The organism is Xenorhabdus sp. XBWT, from assembly GCF_059072735.1.
Genome location: NZ_CM180990.1, coordinates 2,737,352 through 2,753,912 on the forward strand (window position 1 = coordinate 2,737,352; position 16,561 = coordinate 2,753,912).

General features: G+C 43.8%; 13 protein-coding genes and 3 pseudogenes. 8 read left to right on the forward strand and 8 right to left on the reverse strand.

Going from position 1 to position 16,561, the window contains the following annotated elements:
* The first annotated feature begins 9 nt into the window (after positions 1–9).
* From hutH to AC5JQI_RS12025, 7 genes are all read left to right on the forward strand, one after another.
* Positions 10–1,542, forward strand: a complete 1,533-nt coding sequence (gene hutH, locus AC5JQI_RS11995) for a histidine ammonia-lyase (RefSeq protein WP_237387361.1) — start codon at positions 10–12, stop codon at positions 1,540–1,542.
* Positions 1,543–1,758: 216 nt separating this feature from the next.
* Entirely contained in the window at positions 1,759–3,123 is a 1,365-nt protein-coding gene (locus AC5JQI_RS12000) for an amino acid permease (RefSeq protein WP_493912337.1), read from the forward strand.
* Between the two features lie 246 nt (positions 3,124–3,369).
* Positions 3,370–4,305 carry a 50S ribosomal protein L3 N(5)-glutamine methyltransferase gene (gene prmB / locus AC5JQI_RS12005; RefSeq protein WP_237387363.1) on the forward strand — a complete coding sequence of 312 codons (936 nt, stop codon included), beginning with the start codon at positions 3,370–3,372 and terminating at the stop codon, positions 4,303–4,305.
* A 340-nt stretch (positions 4,306–4,645) separates the two neighbouring features.
* Entirely contained in the window at positions 4,646–5,731 is a 1,086-nt protein-coding gene (gene aroC, locus AC5JQI_RS12010) for a chorismate synthase (protein ID WP_237387364.1), read from the forward strand.
* A gap of 92 nt (positions 5,732–5,823) precedes the next feature.
* Positions 5,824–6,624 (forward strand): sulfite exporter TauE/SafE family protein, encoded by an 801-nt coding sequence (locus tag AC5JQI_RS12015; RefSeq protein ID WP_493912338.1) that lies wholly within the window; start codon positions 5,824–5,826, stop codon positions 6,622–6,624.
* A 22-nt stretch (positions 6,625–6,646) separates the two neighbouring features.
* Positions 6,647–7,204, forward strand: a complete 558-nt coding sequence (locus tag AC5JQI_RS12020) for an elongation factor P hydroxylase (RefSeq protein WP_237387366.1) — start codon at positions 6,647–6,649, stop codon at positions 7,202–7,204.
* Positions 7,205–7,220: 16 nt separating this feature from the next.
* Positions 7,221–7,496, forward strand: a complete 276-nt coding sequence (locus AC5JQI_RS12025) for a YfcL family protein (protein ID WP_237387367.1) — start codon at positions 7,221–7,223, stop codon at positions 7,494–7,496.
* Between the two features lie 158 nt (positions 7,497–7,654).
* On the opposite strand, the gene mnmC is transcribed toward AC5JQI_RS12025, so the two are convergent.
* Positions 7,655–9,724, reverse strand: coding sequence for a bifunctional tRNA (5-methylaminomethyl-2-thiouridine)(34)-methyltransferase MnmC2/FAD-dependent 5-carboxymethylaminomethyl-2-thiouridine(34) oxidoreductase MnmC1 (gene mnmC / locus AC5JQI_RS12030; protein ID WP_493912339.1), 2,070 nt, complete (start codon positions 9,722–9,724; stop codon positions 7,655–7,657).
* 204 nt (positions 9,725–9,928) lie between these two features.
* On the opposite strand from mnmC, the gene fabB reads away from it, so the two are divergent.
* The gene (fabB, locus tag AC5JQI_RS12035; RefSeq protein ID WP_237387369.1) at positions 9,929–11,143 is read left to right on the forward strand and encodes a beta-ketoacyl-ACP synthase I; all 1,215 of its coding nucleotides are present in this window, start codon (positions 9,929–9,931) and stop codon (positions 11,141–11,143) included.
* A gap of 188 nt (positions 11,144–11,331) precedes the next feature.
* Here fabB and AC5JQI_RS12040 read toward each other — a convergent pair whose 3' ends face one another.
* From AC5JQI_RS12040 to AC5JQI_RS12070, 7 genes and pseudogenes are all read right to left on the reverse strand, one after another.
* Positions 11,332–12,840, reverse strand: coding sequence for a tripartite tricarboxylate transporter permease (locus tag AC5JQI_RS12040; RefSeq protein WP_493912340.1), 1,509 nt, complete (start codon positions 12,838–12,840; stop codon positions 11,332–11,334).
* Between the two features lie 10 nt (positions 12,841–12,850).
* Positions 12,851–13,282: a tripartite tricarboxylate transporter TctB family protein gene (locus AC5JQI_RS12045; RefSeq protein WP_237387371.1), complete on the reverse strand. Its 432-nt coding sequence runs from the start codon at positions 13,280–13,282 to the stop codon at positions 12,851–12,853.
* Positions 13,283–13,295: 13 nt separating this feature from the next.
* Complete coding sequence (locus AC5JQI_RS12050; RefSeq protein WP_493912341.1) at positions 13,296–14,270, reverse strand: Bug family tripartite tricarboxylate transporter substrate binding protein; 975 nt, start codon at positions 14,268–14,270, stop codon at positions 13,296–13,298.
* Between the two features lie 294 nt (positions 14,271–14,564).
* Positions 14,565–14,912, reverse strand: a pseudogene (locus tag AC5JQI_RS12055) (transposase); the annotation flags it as partial.
* Positions 14,913–14,963: 51 nt separating this feature from the next.
* Positions 14,964–15,122 (reverse strand): annotated as a pseudogene (locus AC5JQI_RS12060) (DUF4277 domain-containing protein); the annotation flags it as partial.
* 127 nt (positions 15,123–15,249) lie between these two features.
* Positions 15,250–15,621, reverse strand: a pseudogene (locus AC5JQI_RS12065) (IS5 family transposase); the annotation flags it as partial.
* Positions 15,622–15,898: 277 nt separating this feature from the next.
* Entirely contained in the window at positions 15,899–16,552 is a 654-nt protein-coding gene (locus tag AC5JQI_RS12070; protein WP_493912342.1) for an HD domain-containing protein, read from the reverse strand.
* Positions 16,553–16,561 lie beyond the last annotated feature (9 nt).

A 16,561-nucleotide genomic window follows, 5' to 3' on the forward strand; every position in this document is an offset into this window, starting at 1 on the left:
TTGTTGATTATGAAAAATATTACTATTCATCCGGGTCAAATGACACTTGAAGAATTACGCCATGTTTATCAGCATCCTGTCCACATTAAGTTAGATGAACAATGTTTCCCTGCTATTGAGAACAGTGTCGCGTGTGTGAATCGCATCATCAGTGAAAACAGGACGGCGTATGGTATCAACACCGGTTTTGGTCTGCTGGCAAATACCCGCATTGCAGAACACGATTTGGAAGAGTTACAGCGTTCGATTGTGATGTCTCATGCTGCGGGGGTTGGCGAGCCTTTAGCGGATGAGATTGTTCGGTTGATTATGGTGTTGAAAATCAACAGCCTTGCCCGAGGTTATTCTGGTATCCGTTTGGAAGTGATCCAAGGATTAGCCGCTTTAGTGAATGCTGAAGTATATCCCTGTATCCCGAGTAAAGGTTCAGTCGGGGCTTCAGGGGATTTGGCACCTTTGGCACATATGAGTCTGTTGTTGTTGGGTGAAGGTAAAGCCCGTTATCGTGGTGAATGGTTGCCAGCAAAAGCAGCTCTGGAGAAAGCCGGACTCAAACCCATTTGTCTTGTAGCAAAAGAAGGGTTGGCACTGCTCAATGGAACACAAACTTCAACGGCTTTTGCTCTGAAAGGATTATTTGCCGCAGAAGACTTACTGGCATCGGCGATTGTTTGTGGTGCGTTGTCTGTTGAAGCGGCTCTTGGTTCCCGTAAGCCATTTGATGCGCGTATTCACGAAGCCCGCGGTCAGAAAGGCCAAATTGATGTAGCAACCCTTTATCGTCTCGTATTGGAAGAGCAAAGTGGTATCTCTGAATCCCACAAAAACTGCCCGAAAGTTCAGGATCCTTATTCATTGCGTTGCCAGCCACAAGTGATGGGGGCTTGTTTAACCCAGATCCGGCATGCTGCTGATGTGATTATGGTTGAGGCTAATGCGGTTTCCGATAATCCTCTGGTATTTACTGAAGAAGATGAAGTGATTTCTGGTGGTAACTTCCATGCAGAGCCTGTCGCTATGGCATCGGACAATCTGGCTATTGCACTGGCAGAGATTGGTTCATTGTCAGAACGTCGTATTGCCTTATTGATGGATAGCAATATGTCTCAGTTACCGCCGTTTCTGGTCGAAAATAGCGGTGTGAACTCAGGTTTTATGATTGCACAGGTAACAGCAGCCGCTTTAGCCAGTGAAAACAAAGCATTGGCACATCCTTCCAGTGTTGACAGTTTGCCAACATCGGCCAATCAGGAAGATCACGTATCAATGGCACCAGCCGCTGGTCGCCGCTTATGGGAAATGGCAGAGAACGTACGCGGAATTTTAGCGATTGAATGGCTGACTGCTTGTCAGGGAATGGATTTTCGCCATGGCCTGAAGAGTAGCCCAATACTGGAAAAAGCCCGTCATATCCTGCGAAATAAAGTGACACATTACGATAAAGACCGCTTTTTCGCGCCGGACATTGAAGAATCTATTCAGTTATTGGCGGAACAGCAACTGTCTGCATTGCTGCCTGCTGGAAAAATCTTAGAAAATTAAATAAAAACACATCGTTTTAGGCCGGCTAAAACCGGCCTTATCGTAGTATTTATCTTTTCCAATCTATACCCAATAGATATCGATCCGCAGTGCGGCAGCAATGGAACAAATCGCCAAGCATATAGCTCACTATTTGACTGAAGGGAATAAACATAGCCAACAAAACGGTAGCTGGAAAATGGCGGGTATTAATAATAAAAGACATAAGGATAAATCATGCAAAACATTTCACAACTCAAGCGAGGCTTAAGTGTTCGTCACATTCGCTTTATGGCACTAGGGTCGGCAATTGGCACAGGGCTTTTCTATGGTTCTGCGGGAGCCATTAAAGCAGCGGGGCCAGCGGTATTGTTGGCCTACGCGATTGGTGGTGCAGCGGTTTTCATGGTCATGCGAGCGTTGGGGGAAATGGCAGTTCATCGTTCTTCTCCGGGTTCTTTCTCTTATTATGCAACTCAATATTTAGGCCCATTGGCGGGTTTTTTGACTGGTTGGACTTACGTTTTTGAAATGCTGGTTGTTTGTCTTGCTGATGTCACCGCATTCGGCATCTATATGAAACTCTGGTTTCCCCATGTCGATCAATGGATTTGGGTACTTGGCATCGTCTTTTTCATCGGTGCGATAAATCTGTGTAACGTCAAAGTATTTGGTGAAATGGAGTTTTGGCTTTCAATCATCAAAGTTGTTGCGATTATTCTCATGATTGCCGGTGGTTTTGCCATTATGCTGTATGGTTTCGGCCAAGAAGCCGCCCATGTCATTGGTCTATCAAACTTATGGGAACATGGCGGATTTATGCCAAATGGTATTGCGGGGGTGATCGCCTCGTTTACGGTTGTGATGTTCGCATTTGGTGGTATTGAAGTTATCGGTATTACAGCCAGTGAAGCAAAAAATCCGGAAAAATCCATTCCAAGGGCAATTAATGCGGTTCCGTTCCGTATTTTGTTGTTTTATGTTCTGACTCTATTTGTTCTGATGTGTATCTATCCGTGGAATCAGATAGGACAAAATGGTAGCCCATTCGTTCAGATATTCTCTAGTTTGGGAATTGAATCGGCGGCGAATATCTTGAATATCGTTGTGATTACTGCTGCGATTTCAGCAATCAACAGTGATATCTTTGGCGCCGGTCGGATGATGTACGGTATGGCTCAGGAAAAGCAGGCTCCCTCTTCTTTCACGCAACTGACAAAAAACGGTGTACCGTGGGTCACCGTATTAACCATGTCAGGGATTTTGCTGCTTGGTGTCGTTTTGAATTATTTGCTGCCGGAAAAAGTCTTTTTAATCATTGCATCCATTGCAACATTTGCAACCGTCTGGGTATGGCTGATGATTTTACTGTCACAATATATGATGCGTCGTAAAATGCCGGCAGAAGAAGCGAAACAGCTTAAATTCCCTGTTCCTTTCTGGCCAATCGCACCTGCTCTGACTATTGCATTTATGGCATTTGTGATTGCTGTATTGGGATATTTTCCCGCTACCCGAATTGCATTGGGTGTTGGAATTGTATGGATAGCCTTGCTGACCATCAGCTATTACCTCTGGGTGAAAAAACCAAATAACAGCTAACCAATCTCATACCACTCTATATACATAGGGTGGTTTTTACTTTATAGATGGGGTAGTTTTTACTTTCCCGAATACATTTTATTTTTAATCACGCTATCTTCCCTTGAAAGCCCTTTTTCTTAATACGATGTTTTGTTTATACCATTTCACCCTAAGACAATTCTCATGCTAAGGAAGCTGATTTGTGTTCGGGATCATGGCAAACTAACAATCTGATATATCTTTTTTGTTATTTGGAGGTGTTTTTTGGATAAGATTTTAGCCGATGAGGCTGTTGCAGAGCTGCATACCATCCTAGATATGTTGCGTTGGTCTACCAGCCGTTTTAACGAATCGAATATCTATTGTGGGCATACCACATGTCATCCGTGGGATGAAGCTTTGCAATTAGTTCTTCCCACGTTGCACTTGCCTCTGGATATTCCGGATTCAATGATGGCTTCACGTCTGACATCAACAGAGCGTCAGCGCATAGTGGAACTTGTCTTGCGCCGTGTTAATGAACGTGTTCCTGTTGCTTATTTGATAAATCGTGCTTGGTTCTGTGGTCATGAATTTTATGTCGATGAGCGGGTTTTGATCCCACGTTCATTGGTTAACGATGTGATTGAAAAACGCTTCGAAGGACTTATCTCACGTCAGCCATCAACAATTTTGGATCTGTGTACTGGTAGTGGTTGTATTGCCATTGCCTGTGCCCATGCCTTCCCAGAAGCTGAAGTTGATGCAGTTGATATTTCTCCTGACGCTTTGGCTGTTACAGAAATAAACATAGAAAATCATAAGCTTACCCAACGTGTCATCCCGATTCGTTCAGATCTATTTCATGATATGCCACCAATGAAATACGATATCATTATTACTAACCCTCCTTATGTCGATGAAGAAGATATGAGTGATTTTCCTCAGGAATACGATCATGAACCTGAATTAGCCATGGCTGCAGGTGTAGACGGGTTGGATTTGGCTCGTCGTATTCTGGCTACAGCCCCAGATTTTCTTGCGGAAGATGGAATACTGGTATGTGAAGTAGGTAACAGTATGGTACATCTGATTGAGCAATACCCTGACGTACCCTTTAAATGGCTAACATTCGAACATGATTATGGTGATGGTGTTTTCGTACTGACTCGCCAGCAACTCGTTGAGCATCACGAATATTTCCAGCAATTCAAAGACTGATATTTTTTTCATTCATCCAATGGTTAAAACGGATATTTCATATATACACTTCGTCTTTCAAACTGCCTCTTTGTTGGCTGCGCTCGCTCATCCCGGTCACATAGTTATCTATGCTCCCGGGGATTTGCTCTCTTGCCGTCGCGATGCAACTTGAATCCATTGTGTATAAATTGTATCTCTGTCCAATGACTCTCGCGCTATAGCTAAAAAGCGTTGCAGCCTAAAAGCTGGAAGGATAGAAAGGTAAATCAATTTGTTGAAATAAGATAGGTTTTAATCATTGGGTGAGTTATTGTTATTCGCTCTCTTTAAATGCATAAATAATGATGGCAGGGTAAGAATGGCAGGAAATAGTATTGGGCAGTTTTTTCGTGTCACTACGTTTGGTGAATCTCATGGAATCGCGTTGGGATGTATTGTCGATGGTGTTCCACCGGGCATTGCTATTACAGAAGCAGATTTGCAGATCGACTTAGACCGACGCCGCCCCGGAACTTCCCGTTATACCACACAACGCCGTGAACCTGATCAGGTTCGCATTCTTTCTGGTGTTTTTGATGGAGTAACAACAGGCACCAGCATCGGTTTGATGATCGAAAACACTGACCAGCGTTCACAAGATTACAGTGCAATTAAAGACGTTTTCCGTCCCGGACATGCTGATTATACTTATGAACAAAAATATGGATTGCGTGATTACCGTGGTGGCGGACGCTCATCTGCCCGGGAAACAGCGATGCGTGTTGCAGCAGGGGCGATTGCCAAAAAATACCTGTTGGAAAAACATGGTATTCTTATTCGCGCCTGCCTGACTCAAATGGGCGATATTCATTGCGAACTGAAAGATTGGGATCTAGTTGAACACAATCCTTTTTTCTGCCCGGATGAGAGCAAATTAACTCAGCTTGATGAATTATTGCGGGCATTGAAAAAAGAAGGGGATTCCATCGGTGCAAAAGTCACTGTAGTTGCTGAGAATGTCCCTGCGGGATTGGGAGAGCCGGTATTTGATCGCTTGGATGCTGATATCGCTCATGCACTGATGAGTATTAATGCAGTAAAAGGTGTGGAAATCGGTGATGGCTTCACTGTTGTTAACTTACGGGGCAGCGAAAACCGTGATGAAATCACAGCCCGGGGATTCACCAGTAACCATGCTGGCGGTATTCTGGGTGGGATCAGCAGCAGTCAGCCGATTGTTGCACATATTGCGCTAAAACCGACTTCCAGCATTATGGTGCCCGGCAAAACCATTAATCGTCAGGGAGAAGAAGTGGACATGGTGACACGTGGCCGGCACGATCCTTGTGTTGGCATCCGGGCTGTACCTATTGCAGAAGCAATGATGGCGATTGTGTTGATGGATCACTTGCTGCGTCAGCGAGCACAATGTGCGGATGTGACACAATCACTTCCTCGCTGGTAAATCAGGACAGTAAAGGATCGTCTGACATAAGCTCCGGTCGATGCCGAAAGACATCATAGTGATAGGCAAGCTGTTTCTTGGTGAAATAAATAATGGAATGGTCATTCTTAGGCCCGGAAATTTATGTTTTTCTTTTTTTGGTTGCAATAGTTGCGGGTTTTATCGACTCTATCGCCGGTGGAGGCGGGTTATTAACTATTCCCGCTTTGTTATCGGCGGGTGTTTCCCCTGTTCAGGCATTGGCAACAAGTAAACTACAGGCTGCCGGAAGTTCGTTCTCCGCCAGTCTTTACTTTATCCGCCGTGGTGTTGTGGATTGGCGCTCTCAACGTTTTGCGATTGTCATGACGCTGATTGGTGCTATGTTGGGCGCTTTGCTGGTTCAATTTGTATCACCTGATTTTCTGCGTTATTTACTGCCAATATTAGTGATGATTATCGGTCTCTATTTTCTCTTGGTGCCCAATATTGGCGCTGAGGATCGACAGCATCGCCTTGGCCCGGTTGCATTTGGTTGTTTGGCTGGTTGTGGCATCGGTTTTTACGATGGCGTGTTCGGGCCGGGGACAGGTTCTTTTTTCGCTCTGTCTTATGTCATGCTTTGTGGCTACAATCTGGCAAAAGCAACAGCCCATGCTAAGGTATTGAATTTTGCGTCCAATATCGGTGCACTGGGTTTCTTTATTCTTGGTGGACAAGTTTTATGGCTGGTGGGTTTTGTGATGCTGATAGGGCAAATGATTGGCGCTCGAGTTGGCGCCAGCCTGGTTTTAAGCAAAGGACAGAAGTTAGTTCGCCCGATGTTGGTAACAATTTCTTTTTTGATGAGCATGAAACTCCTCTATGAGCATTACGAAGAGACTTTCCGTACTTGGCTGGCATTTTATTTTTGATTTTAGGATCCTGAATTAATACATGACTGCACATCATTATCATCAACTGATTGAAATTTTTGATAATTGCTTTAGCGATGACTGTAATACCCGTTTAATAAAAGGTGATAATGAGCCTATTTACCTGCCTTCAGACGATGAAGTGAGCTATAACCGGATTGTATTTGCCCATGGTTTTTATGCCAGTGGGTTACATGAAATCTCACATTGGTGTATAGCAGGAAAAGAACGTCGTAAGCTGGTCGATTTCGGTTATTGGTATTGCCCGGATGGTCGTGATGCTCAAACACAAGGGGAGTTTGAAAAAGTAGAAATTAAACCGCAGTCGTTGGAATGGCTATTCTGTGTAGCCGCGGGTTTCTCCTTTAACGTAAGTTGTGACAACCTTGAAGGCGATTTTGAACCGGATCGTTTAGGGTTTCACCGGAAAGTGCATGCACAGGTCATGCAATATCTTGAAAATGGAATACCCACACGAGCAGAGCGCTTTATTCAGGGTCTACAATCGTTTTACAATACGCCTCCACTAAAAGCAGAACATTTTCCTTACCCGGAAGAGCTTTTTGCTAAATTGAAATAGATTTTGAGGAAAAATAATGCTCGCAGAGTTTGAAACACGCATTCTGGCGCAAATTGATGATATGGTCGAATATGCCAGTGATGATGAATTATTTGCTGGTGGATACCTCCGCGGACATCTGACACTGGCTGTTGCCGAGTTAGAACAAGAAGGCGCAAATACGGCTGAACAACTCCATCAACGTGTTGAAGAAAGCGTTCATAAAGCAATTAAAGCGGGTGAATTGACGCCACCGGATCAGGTTTTAATTTTGTCAACCTGGCAAAAATTATTGGACAGCGCGACAGCCTAATTGATTGACACAAAAGACTGACTTGTGACTACTCTCCAAATTGTTAGGTTGACAACTTTTCGTTATGTCAGTTGGAATGCCCCTTGTTGAGAGTGGATAAATTGAAATTTGCATCAGGTATGCTGTTTTCTATACCTGATGCAGAAGAATAGGCTGGTTTAAGGTTTTTCTGTTTTAATCGCCTTGCCACGCAGTAGTTTTCTAACCCAAAAGCGATTCGGATGTAAGGCGGCTAATGTTTCATCATCGAGTGGCAATGCTTCCCCAAAAATCTGGCTTGCCAGTAATTCAGCACTTAATGGTGCAGAACATAAACCGCGGGAACCCAATGCCCCAAGTACAAATAAATCAGGGTAACAAGGTGATTCCTCAATAAGTTCATCGGTATTTATCCGTTGAGACAAATCCGCATATTTCTCCATAACTTCACTAAAAACAGGAACGTTCCCAACCATTGGCATATGATCCCGAATAACACATCGTATGCCTTGTCTGGATTTTCCTTCCGAAATATTAACTTCATGTACCCAATCGACATCAGGAAAACATTTTAATAAACGAGCACGGTTTTCTTGCTGATCGGCAGATGAATATTGAGTATCCAGTTGCTCACGTTGGTAACTGGCGCCAATACAGTGATATTGGTTATGGGGATTAACGGGTGTCATATAACCGTCATAACACAATACACTTTTCAGTTGATTAAGACTGGCTGTGGTTGGGATATGGCTAACTTGACCACGGACAGCGGTGACAGGAAGTTTTTGAGTTTGCTCAAACTGTGATAGACAATGACCATTGGCAATAATGACAACATGATGATTTTTCTGTCGGATTTTTTGCTGTGAACTTTTTTGTTTTTGGTACTGAATATGTAACTGCCAGTCATTTTCATCTTGAATTAACTGGAGCACTTTATGATTGAAATGAACCGACATTCCACGTTGTTCGGCAAGTTTAATTGCTGCTTGAGTTAATTGTGCGGGGTATAACCAGCCACCTTGTGGGTAATGTATGCCGCGATAATTAACGTCTAATCCGCTGACTTGGCTTAATTGCTGGCGATCCATACCAAATGCAAGTTCTTCCGGCCATGATGTTTGCAGCATTTTGTCAATTTTTTTGCCACTTTTTTCATCGTAAGCTAACTGACTAACGCCACACCACTGATGGTCAAACAATATAGTGTTATTACTTAATTGGTCATACTGACGACGGGCAAAAGTAAATGCGGATGTGAAGAAATGCTCAAGTGGATCGTCATGGCCATTAAGCAGGGGATAGAGAGCAGCTTGCTGATTACCTGATGCATTCTGGGCCGGTTGCTCGTCCTGACAATATAACGTGACCTTTGCGCCACGGCGCAATAACGCCAGTGCAGTCAATGCACTGGCAATACCACCACCGATAATTGCAATATCATCAGTATGAGAAGCCGCCTGGCGGGCAAACCATGGTGTGTGAGCCAGTGAGAGCGGAGGATTTTCTGATGGAGATAAAATACCGGTCAGCATCTCTCTTTTACGTCCAAATCCTTTGATCTTCGAAACAGTAAAACCTGCATTTTGTAAACCCCGCCGGACGATTCCGGCAGATGTAAAGGTTGCAAATGTACCTTCTGGACGACAAAATTTTGCCATTGCAGTGAACAGCTGTTCGCTCCACATTTGTGGATTTTTGGAGGGAGCAAAACCATCCAGAAACCAAGCATCAACTTTTCCAGTCAGGCTTGAATTTATCTTAGGCAATAGATCATTGACATCTCCAAACCAAAGATCCAGAGTGATGGTATCATTATCAAGTATTAATCGGTGGCAGCCCGCAAGGTGTAAGGGCCATTGCTGACATAATTGCTCAGAAAACGCCTGAAGTTCCGGCCAACGCTGATGTGCTGTTTTCAGGTCTGTAGGCTTTAATGGGTATTTTTCAAAACTGATGTAATGAAGCCGTTTTAGAGGGGCTTCAGGGTATTGCTGTCTGAAGAGCGAAAAAGCTTGCCAAAGTGTCAAAAAATTCAAGCCAGTACCGAATCCCGTTTCAGCAATGACGCAGTTTGAATGGTTATGGGTGTTAAAGCGTTGAGGGAACTTATTACCTTTCAAAAATACATATAAAGTTTCTTCTAAACCATCTTGATTTGAAAAATAAACATCATCAAACTGTTCTGAAATAGGTGTGCCCTGCTCATTCCAGCTTAGGGCAGCGCTGCTGATAGCACTGTTTTTCACAATAATGCCTGTATTGTTGACAATAATATTATAAGGATTTTAGCGGTCTTCATCTGGTTGCACCACCCGTGTGAGAGCTTTATAACTAAGTCCAGATCAATGTTTCCATGAATTTTTAACCTGATCGGACTTGTTCGGCGTACAAGTGTACGCTAAAGTGCGGGGGAATAAATCCCGCAGGTAAACATATTGATGAGGTAAGTAATGAGACGTGCAGTAATCACTGGTCTGGGGATTGTATCCAGTATTGGTAATAACCAGGAAGAAGTGCTTGAATCTCTGAAAGAAGGCCGTTCAGGGATAACTTTCTCAGAAAAGTTCAAAGAAATGGGTATGCGTAGCCACGTTTGGGGCAATGTTAAATTGGATACATCAGGTTTGATTGACCGTAAAATCCAACGTTTCATGAGCGATGCCTCTGTTTATGCTTATCTGGCAATGGATGAAGCAATTAAAGATTCAGGTCTGTCCGAAGAACAAGTTTCCGATATTCGTACAGGTTTAGTTGTTGGTTCAGGTGGTGGTTCCCCTTATAACCAAGTTGCGGGTTCGGATGGTATGCGTGCCCGAGGGTTGCGTGGTGTTGGGCCTTATATGGTTACACGCGCAATGGCTTCCGGTGTCTCAGCTTGTTTAGCAACCCCCTTTAAAATTAAAGGTGTTAACTACTCCATCAGTTCTGCCTGCTCGACCTCAGCACACTGTATCGGCCATGCTGTTGAGTTGATCCAACTTGGTAAGCAAGATGTGATTTTCGCTGGTGGTGGTGAAGAATTGAGCTGGGAAATGGCTTGTGAATTCGATGCAATGGGAGCACTTTCCACTAAATATAATGAAACACCAGAACGGGCTTCCCGTACTTATGATCAGAGTCGTGATGGTTTCGTGATTGCAGGCGGTGGCGGCATTGTTGTTGTTGAAGAATTAGAACACGCATTAGCCCGCGGTGCGCATATTTACGCTGAAGTCATCGGTTATGGTGCCAATTCTGATGGTGCTGATATGGTTGCACCTTCTGGTGAAGGGGCTGTACGCTGCATGCAGATGGCGTTAGACAATGTTGAAGGTGGCGTAGATTACATTAATACCCACGGAACTTCGACACCAATCGGTGATTTGAAAGAATTGGAAGCCATCAGAGAAGTTTTTGGTGATAATACGCCTGCTATTTCTGCCACTAAAGCGATGACAGGGCATTCATTGGGAGCGGCGGGCGCTCATGAAGCGATCTACAGCCTGTTGATGCTGGAGCATGGCGTTATTGCGCCAAGTATCAATATTGCAGATCTGGATGAAAAAGCCGCGGGTATGAATATTATCACTGAGCCTACCAAACGCGAGCTAAGAACAGTCATGTCCAATAGCTTCGGGTTTGGCGGCACAAATGCATCCCTGGTGATGCGCAAGTATTCAGACTAATGCTTTAAAATTACCAGTTATACACAATGGATTTCAAGTTGCATCGCGACGGCAAGAGAGCAAATCCCCGGGAGCATAGATAACTATGTGACTGGGGTGAGCGAGCGCAGCCAACAAAGAGGCAGTTTGAAAGACTAATTGTATAAAATGAAAGCCAATCCATTGATTATGTGGATTGGCTATTTTAGTTATGATGCCACGATTTTATTGCGGCGTTTATTAATGATACGCAAAGCAGGTGGAATAATAATCACCAATATTGCCAGAATCAGCAAAACTTGAGCGATGGTACTGCTCCACAGGATCTCAAAATTTCCATTACTGATTGATAGCGCACGTCGCAGGTTCTGTTCCAGCATTTCGCCTAAGACAAACCCTAAGATGAGAGGTGACATTGGGAAATTCATTTTTCGAAGGATATAACCGAAAACACCTAACCCAATCATCAACATAAGATCGAATGTGGTACTGTGAACGGCATACACCCCAACTGACGAAATAATGGCTATTGAGGGAACCAAAAACCACATTGGAACATTCAGCATACGGGTAAATAGCCCGATCATCGGAATATTCATGATCAGTAATAAAATATTGGCAATCAGCAAGGCGGCAATAAGCCCCCAGACGATATCTGGTTGCTCAGTGAACATTGTGGGACCGGGTGTAATATTATAAAGCGTCAACGCGCCTATCATTACAGCGGTTGTTCCTGAACCGGGAACACCGAGAGTGAGCATCGGGATGAATGAACCACAGGCTGAAGCATTGTTGGCGGCTTCCGGCGCAGCCACCCCGCGAATATCGCCTTTGCCAAACGAATCACTGTTACCGCTAAGCCGTTTCTCCGTCATATATGTGATTGCACTGGCGATGGTTGCCCCGGCACCAGGCAATATACCGACGAAGAAACCAATTACTGATGACCGTAATGTTGGCCCAATACAGACTGAGGCTTCTTTTCGATTAAATAACAGGCGTCCGGTTTTGCTTATCACTTTTTGCCCGGTAGAAGTGCTTTCCAGCATCAACAAAATTTCACTGACTGAAAATAAACCAATTACGACAACGATAAATTGAATACCATCGGAGAGATGTACGCTATCGAAAGTGAAGCGATAGACGCCAGTGTTTGAATCTACGCCTACGGTAGCTAAACTTAAACCAATTAAAGCGGCCAATAACGACTTAACCGGGTTTTGGCTCATCATGCTGCCGAGACAGGCAATGGCAAAAATCATCAGTGCAAAATACTCAGCGGGTCCGAATGCCAAAGACCATTGTGCCAGAAGAGGGGCAAATAAGATGATGCCAATGATAGCAAGAAGTGAACCACAGAATGAACTGACGGCAGAGATGGAAAGCGCAATACCTGCACGCCCCTGTTTTGCCATAGGATAACCGTCCAGAGTTGTCATAATAGCAGCAGCATCTCCCGGCACATTCAGCAGTATCGAGGAAATACGCCCCCCATATTCACAACCAATGTAGACAGTTGCCAATAAAATCAGGGCGGATTCAGCAGGTAATTTTAATGCAAAAGCCAGTGGCAGCAGGATTGCTACCCCATTAATGGGGCCAAGACCGGGTAGTAAGCCAACAATAGTGCCAATAAAACAGCCGATTAACGCAATAATCAGATTTTTGGGAACCAGTGCTACTTCAAAACCCTGACTCAGATATAACCAAGTATCCATCTTTGTCTCCTTAACTGAGCCAGTGACCTATGGGTAGAGTGACATCTAACAGACGATCAAAGGCAAAAAAGAGTGAAATTCCAAGAAATATGCCGGAAATAACTGCCGAGAGTAACGTGGCGTTAAATAGCAATGCTACGCTGATGGTCAATAATATTGTTGCCAGAGGAAATCCCAGCCATTCAAACAACCAGGCATAAATGACCAGTGATGCAATCAACAAAACTAAGCGACGTAACACTTGTGGTGTTGGCCAGTAGACAGGATCAGTTTTTTTAAATAGTAATAAGAATGAACAGAATGCCATTAATGAAATAATAATGATTGGGAATGGTCGCGGACCCAAAGGTTCGTAGCTATATTCACTATGAATTCCCCAGGCAATAAACAGCCCTATTCCACATAGCACCAGCCACACAGTAGCAAAGATACGATCGCTCATGATGGTACTCCTGCTACTTTGCTAAACCAAAGGATTTGGCCATATCATGGTATTGGACAACTTGTTTTTTCACATACTCATCCAGTTCGTTGCCAGTCATATTGAATTCAAACAATCCACGCAGATCGCGCTGTTTTTTGAACTCGGGAGTTTGCTGTAGCTTTTTAAAGGTATCGATCCACCATTGGTATTGCTCATCAGAGACTTTCGGGCCTACATAAAAACCTCGGATAACTGGCCAAACAAGGTCATAGCCTTGCTCTTTTGCTGTTGGAATATTTGCCAGATTGCCGTTCAGGCGTTTATCAGCATAGACAGCAAGAATGCGAATTTTGTCGCCATTAAGATAAGGTAAGGTTTCACCCAGATCGCCAGAAACAACTTGAATATGGTTGCCCAGCAGGGCCGTGATGGGTTCTCCACCGCCTTCAAATGCGACATAGCGCATTTTGCGGGGATCAATACCCACTTCTTTTGCCAGTAATGCTGTTTTCATCCAATCCTGACTTCCGATAGAAGCACCTGCACCAAATACAATTTTGTCGGGTGCTTTTTTGAAGGCATCCATCAGGTCTGTCAAAGTTTTGTAAGGAGAATCATAGCGCACAGCAATCATACCGTAGTCTGTACCCACACTGGCCAGCCAACGTACATCATTGACGTTGTAACGGCCAAACTTTCCTTGAGCAAGATTCAACAGAGAACCGCCGGAAAAAGCGACAATCGTACCCGGTTCAGCAGGTCGCTGAGCGATGATGGCATTGTAGGCAACCGCACCGACACCACCGGGCATAAATGTGACTCTCATTGGAGAGTTGATGGCATGGGTCTCCAATAGTGAAACCTGAACTAATTTGCAGGTTAAATCAAAGCCGCCACCCGGCTTGGCTGGAGCAATACATTCAGTTCTACCGGGAACGTTGGTGGCAAAGGCATGAGTACAAAGGAGTAGGCTTGCAGCGATTAATAATGTTTTGAATGTTTTCATTTTGATTCCTCACAAAGCGCCGGTAAGGGAGATGAGTGACAAATTCCTGGCGCATGCTTATTTATAATAATGAAACCTTTCAATTACCTTTCATTAACAAAAAAATTATCTGGATGTGACATTAGTCGCCTAATTTGCGCAGAACTTCGCATTGGCATGTTAATAAGATGTTTCTATTTTTATTAACCTACAAACAATTTCTAAATGTTAAGATTGCAATTGTGCAATAACTCCGGCTTTATCTCTTTGGTTGATTTTTTATATTAGGGGCTGTTGATGTTTTAAGGTCATAATTCAATCAACCCACATTGGCAACCAGACAATGATAAACGCCAGTGCCACCATGCTGGCATAATTCCGTTCAAGTTTATCGTATCTTGTTGCTATTGCTCGGAAATGTTTAATTCTGGCAAACGCATTCTCCACCCAGTGACGATAACGGTATAAACATTTATCAATGCGTTGGTCTGCTTGTCGACTATTTTTGCGATAAGGGATCACCGGAGTGGCTTCGCATTGTTCAATAAATATTCTGAAACGCTGGCTATCATACCCTTTATCAGCGATAACCGCTTCGGATGGGGGAGACTCAGAGACAAGTCTTTCTGCGTGGACACTATCGTGAACCTGACCACCCGGTAATCCTCCCTAAACTTTTTACCAGTAACCAACGCTGCGGAACCTCCCCGTAACGAGTATCATCGCTAAAAAGGCTTCGCCGTGGGAAACCGAGTGGTCGGCATATTTAGGTAAAAGGACATCAATCATGCGGGGTAAACCGACTTCATGACAAAAGGCGGCGACAAGGCCAAGATGATCGAGACGTTGGATAGCGGGTTCAGCGAGAGACATATTGGGCTTCCGACAAATAAAAGTAATAGATCAAACCTCACGATCGCCGTCAACCTAGTTTTGGGAATAAAGCAATACACTGTGCAGTCAATCACATTATTTTTAAATCAGAAATGAGGTGCGGAATGACGGCTAAATGGATCTTGGTTGAAAGCCCGCCACAGCTTTTGCCAATGGCCTCATCGTCATCTGAAGCGGCTCCGGCACTATGCTGGTGAACCCGGACGATAGTTCCATCAATAAACAGCCATTCCGTCTCAGTAATTTTAGATAACCATTTGAAAATAAGCTGTAAAACACCTTTCTTCGACCAAGTATTAAAACGCTGAAAAACGCTATTCCAATTGCCGAATTCTGGCGGCAAATCACGCCAGGGAATGCTCGTTCTCATCCGGTAAAGAATACCTTCCAAGGTCAAACGGTGTTCAGGTTTGTCATAAATCCATCCGGTGTGTTGCATCAATGCAGATAGTTTATTCCAATGGAGATCTGTTAACATAGCTCACGGCATGATGGTGAGGTCTGGTTGTTTTTGGCGAAAGTAATTATACCAAATCATCATGCTGCCTAATAATCCCTCGCTAAACGTCAACACGCCCTAGTATTGGCCTATATGATCGTAAGCGTACGGGGAACCCCACTTAGCCAAGGCAAATTCACTGATTAAAATAGTTTCACCTCTTCTTATGATGGAAAAAGTCTACATGAGCCAATCCAAGTTTACGCAAGCAGAGTTTTCAAATCGTTCATATAGAGCATAAAAAGCCTTGCGGCATTTATGCTCTCGGATCAACCTGAATTTCATCAAGAAAAGAATCGAGGAACTGCTTCATACGCGCAACCCTCTCATGAGCCATCTGTTTACCTGATTGTGTCTGAAATCCTGAGCCAATCTTAAATAGTTTGGTATAGAAATGATCTACGGCATAGGTTTTATCATCATATTCACGCTGTTTTGCCAGAGGATCATGAAAATCATACAATGAAGAACCCATGCGGCCAGAGGTATAGAAACAGCGGATAACACCAATCAAACCAATTGAATCCAATCGATCGGCATCTTGTACTATTTGAGCTTCTAATGTTCTGGGAGTTAATGCCGCAGAAAAACTATGTGCTTCAATGGCATGGTAAACGGCGGTAATATCTTCCTCACACCACTTTAATTCTTTCAGTATTAATGCTGCTTTTTCTGCTGCCATACGAGAAGCCAGATGACGGTTTGGCGAGTTTTTTTCAACACTCACACAATCATGCAGCAACACTGCGGTGAATACGAGTCGTAAGTTACCCGATTCTGTTTCACAAATTTTTTGTGCGTTTTTCCATACTCTATAGAGATGAGCAATATCATGAGCACCGTCATCACCTTCTATAGCTATAGGTAACAATTGTTGAGCTAAATTTTCAAAGGGTGAAAAAGATAACATAGTCAAAAT

What these genes read in the sequence shown, in the direction of transcription:
- hutH (WP_237387361.1), top strand. Translation starts at nt 10, where the DNA reads ATGAAAAATATTACTATTCATCCGGGTCAAATGACACTTGAAGAATTA.
- AC5JQI_RS12015 (WP_493912338.1), top strand. Translation starts at nt 5,824, where the DNA reads ATGGAATGGTCATTCTTAGGCCCGGAAATTTATGTTTTTCTTTTTTTG.
- AC5JQI_RS12000 (WP_493912337.1), top strand. Translation starts at nt 1,759, where the DNA reads ATGCAAAACATTTCACAACTCAAGCGAGGCTTAAGTGTTCGTCACATT.
- AC5JQI_RS12050 (WP_493912341.1), bottom strand. Translation starts at nt 14,270, where the DNA reads ATGAAAACATTCAAAACATTATTAATCGCTGCAAGCCTACTCCTTTGT.
- AC5JQI_RS12045 (WP_237387371.1), bottom strand. Translation starts at nt 13,282, where the DNA reads ATGAGCGATCGTATCTTTGCTACTGTGTGGCTGGTGCTATGTGGAATA.
- aroC (WP_237387364.1), top strand. Translation starts at nt 4,646, where the DNA reads ATGGCAGGAAATAGTATTGGGCAGTTTTTTCGTGTCACTACGTTTGGT.
- AC5JQI_RS12070 (WP_493912342.1), bottom strand. Translation starts at nt 16,552, where the DNA reads ATGTTATCTTTTTCACCCTTTGAAAATTTAGCTCAACAATTGTTACCT.
- AC5JQI_RS12020 (WP_237387366.1), top strand. Translation starts at nt 6,647, where the DNA reads ATGACTGCACATCATTATCATCAACTGATTGAAATTTTTGATAATTGC.
- fabB (WP_237387369.1), top strand. Translation starts at nt 9,929, where the DNA reads ATGAGACGTGCAGTAATCACTGGTCTGGGGATTGTATCCAGTATTGGT.
- AC5JQI_RS12040 (WP_493912340.1), bottom strand. Translation starts at nt 12,840, where the DNA reads ATGGATACTTGGTTATATCTGAGTCAGGGTTTTGAAGTAGCACTGGTT.
- AC5JQI_RS12025 (WP_237387367.1), top strand. Translation starts at nt 7,221, where the DNA reads ATGCTCGCAGAGTTTGAAACACGCATTCTGGCGCAAATTGATGATATG.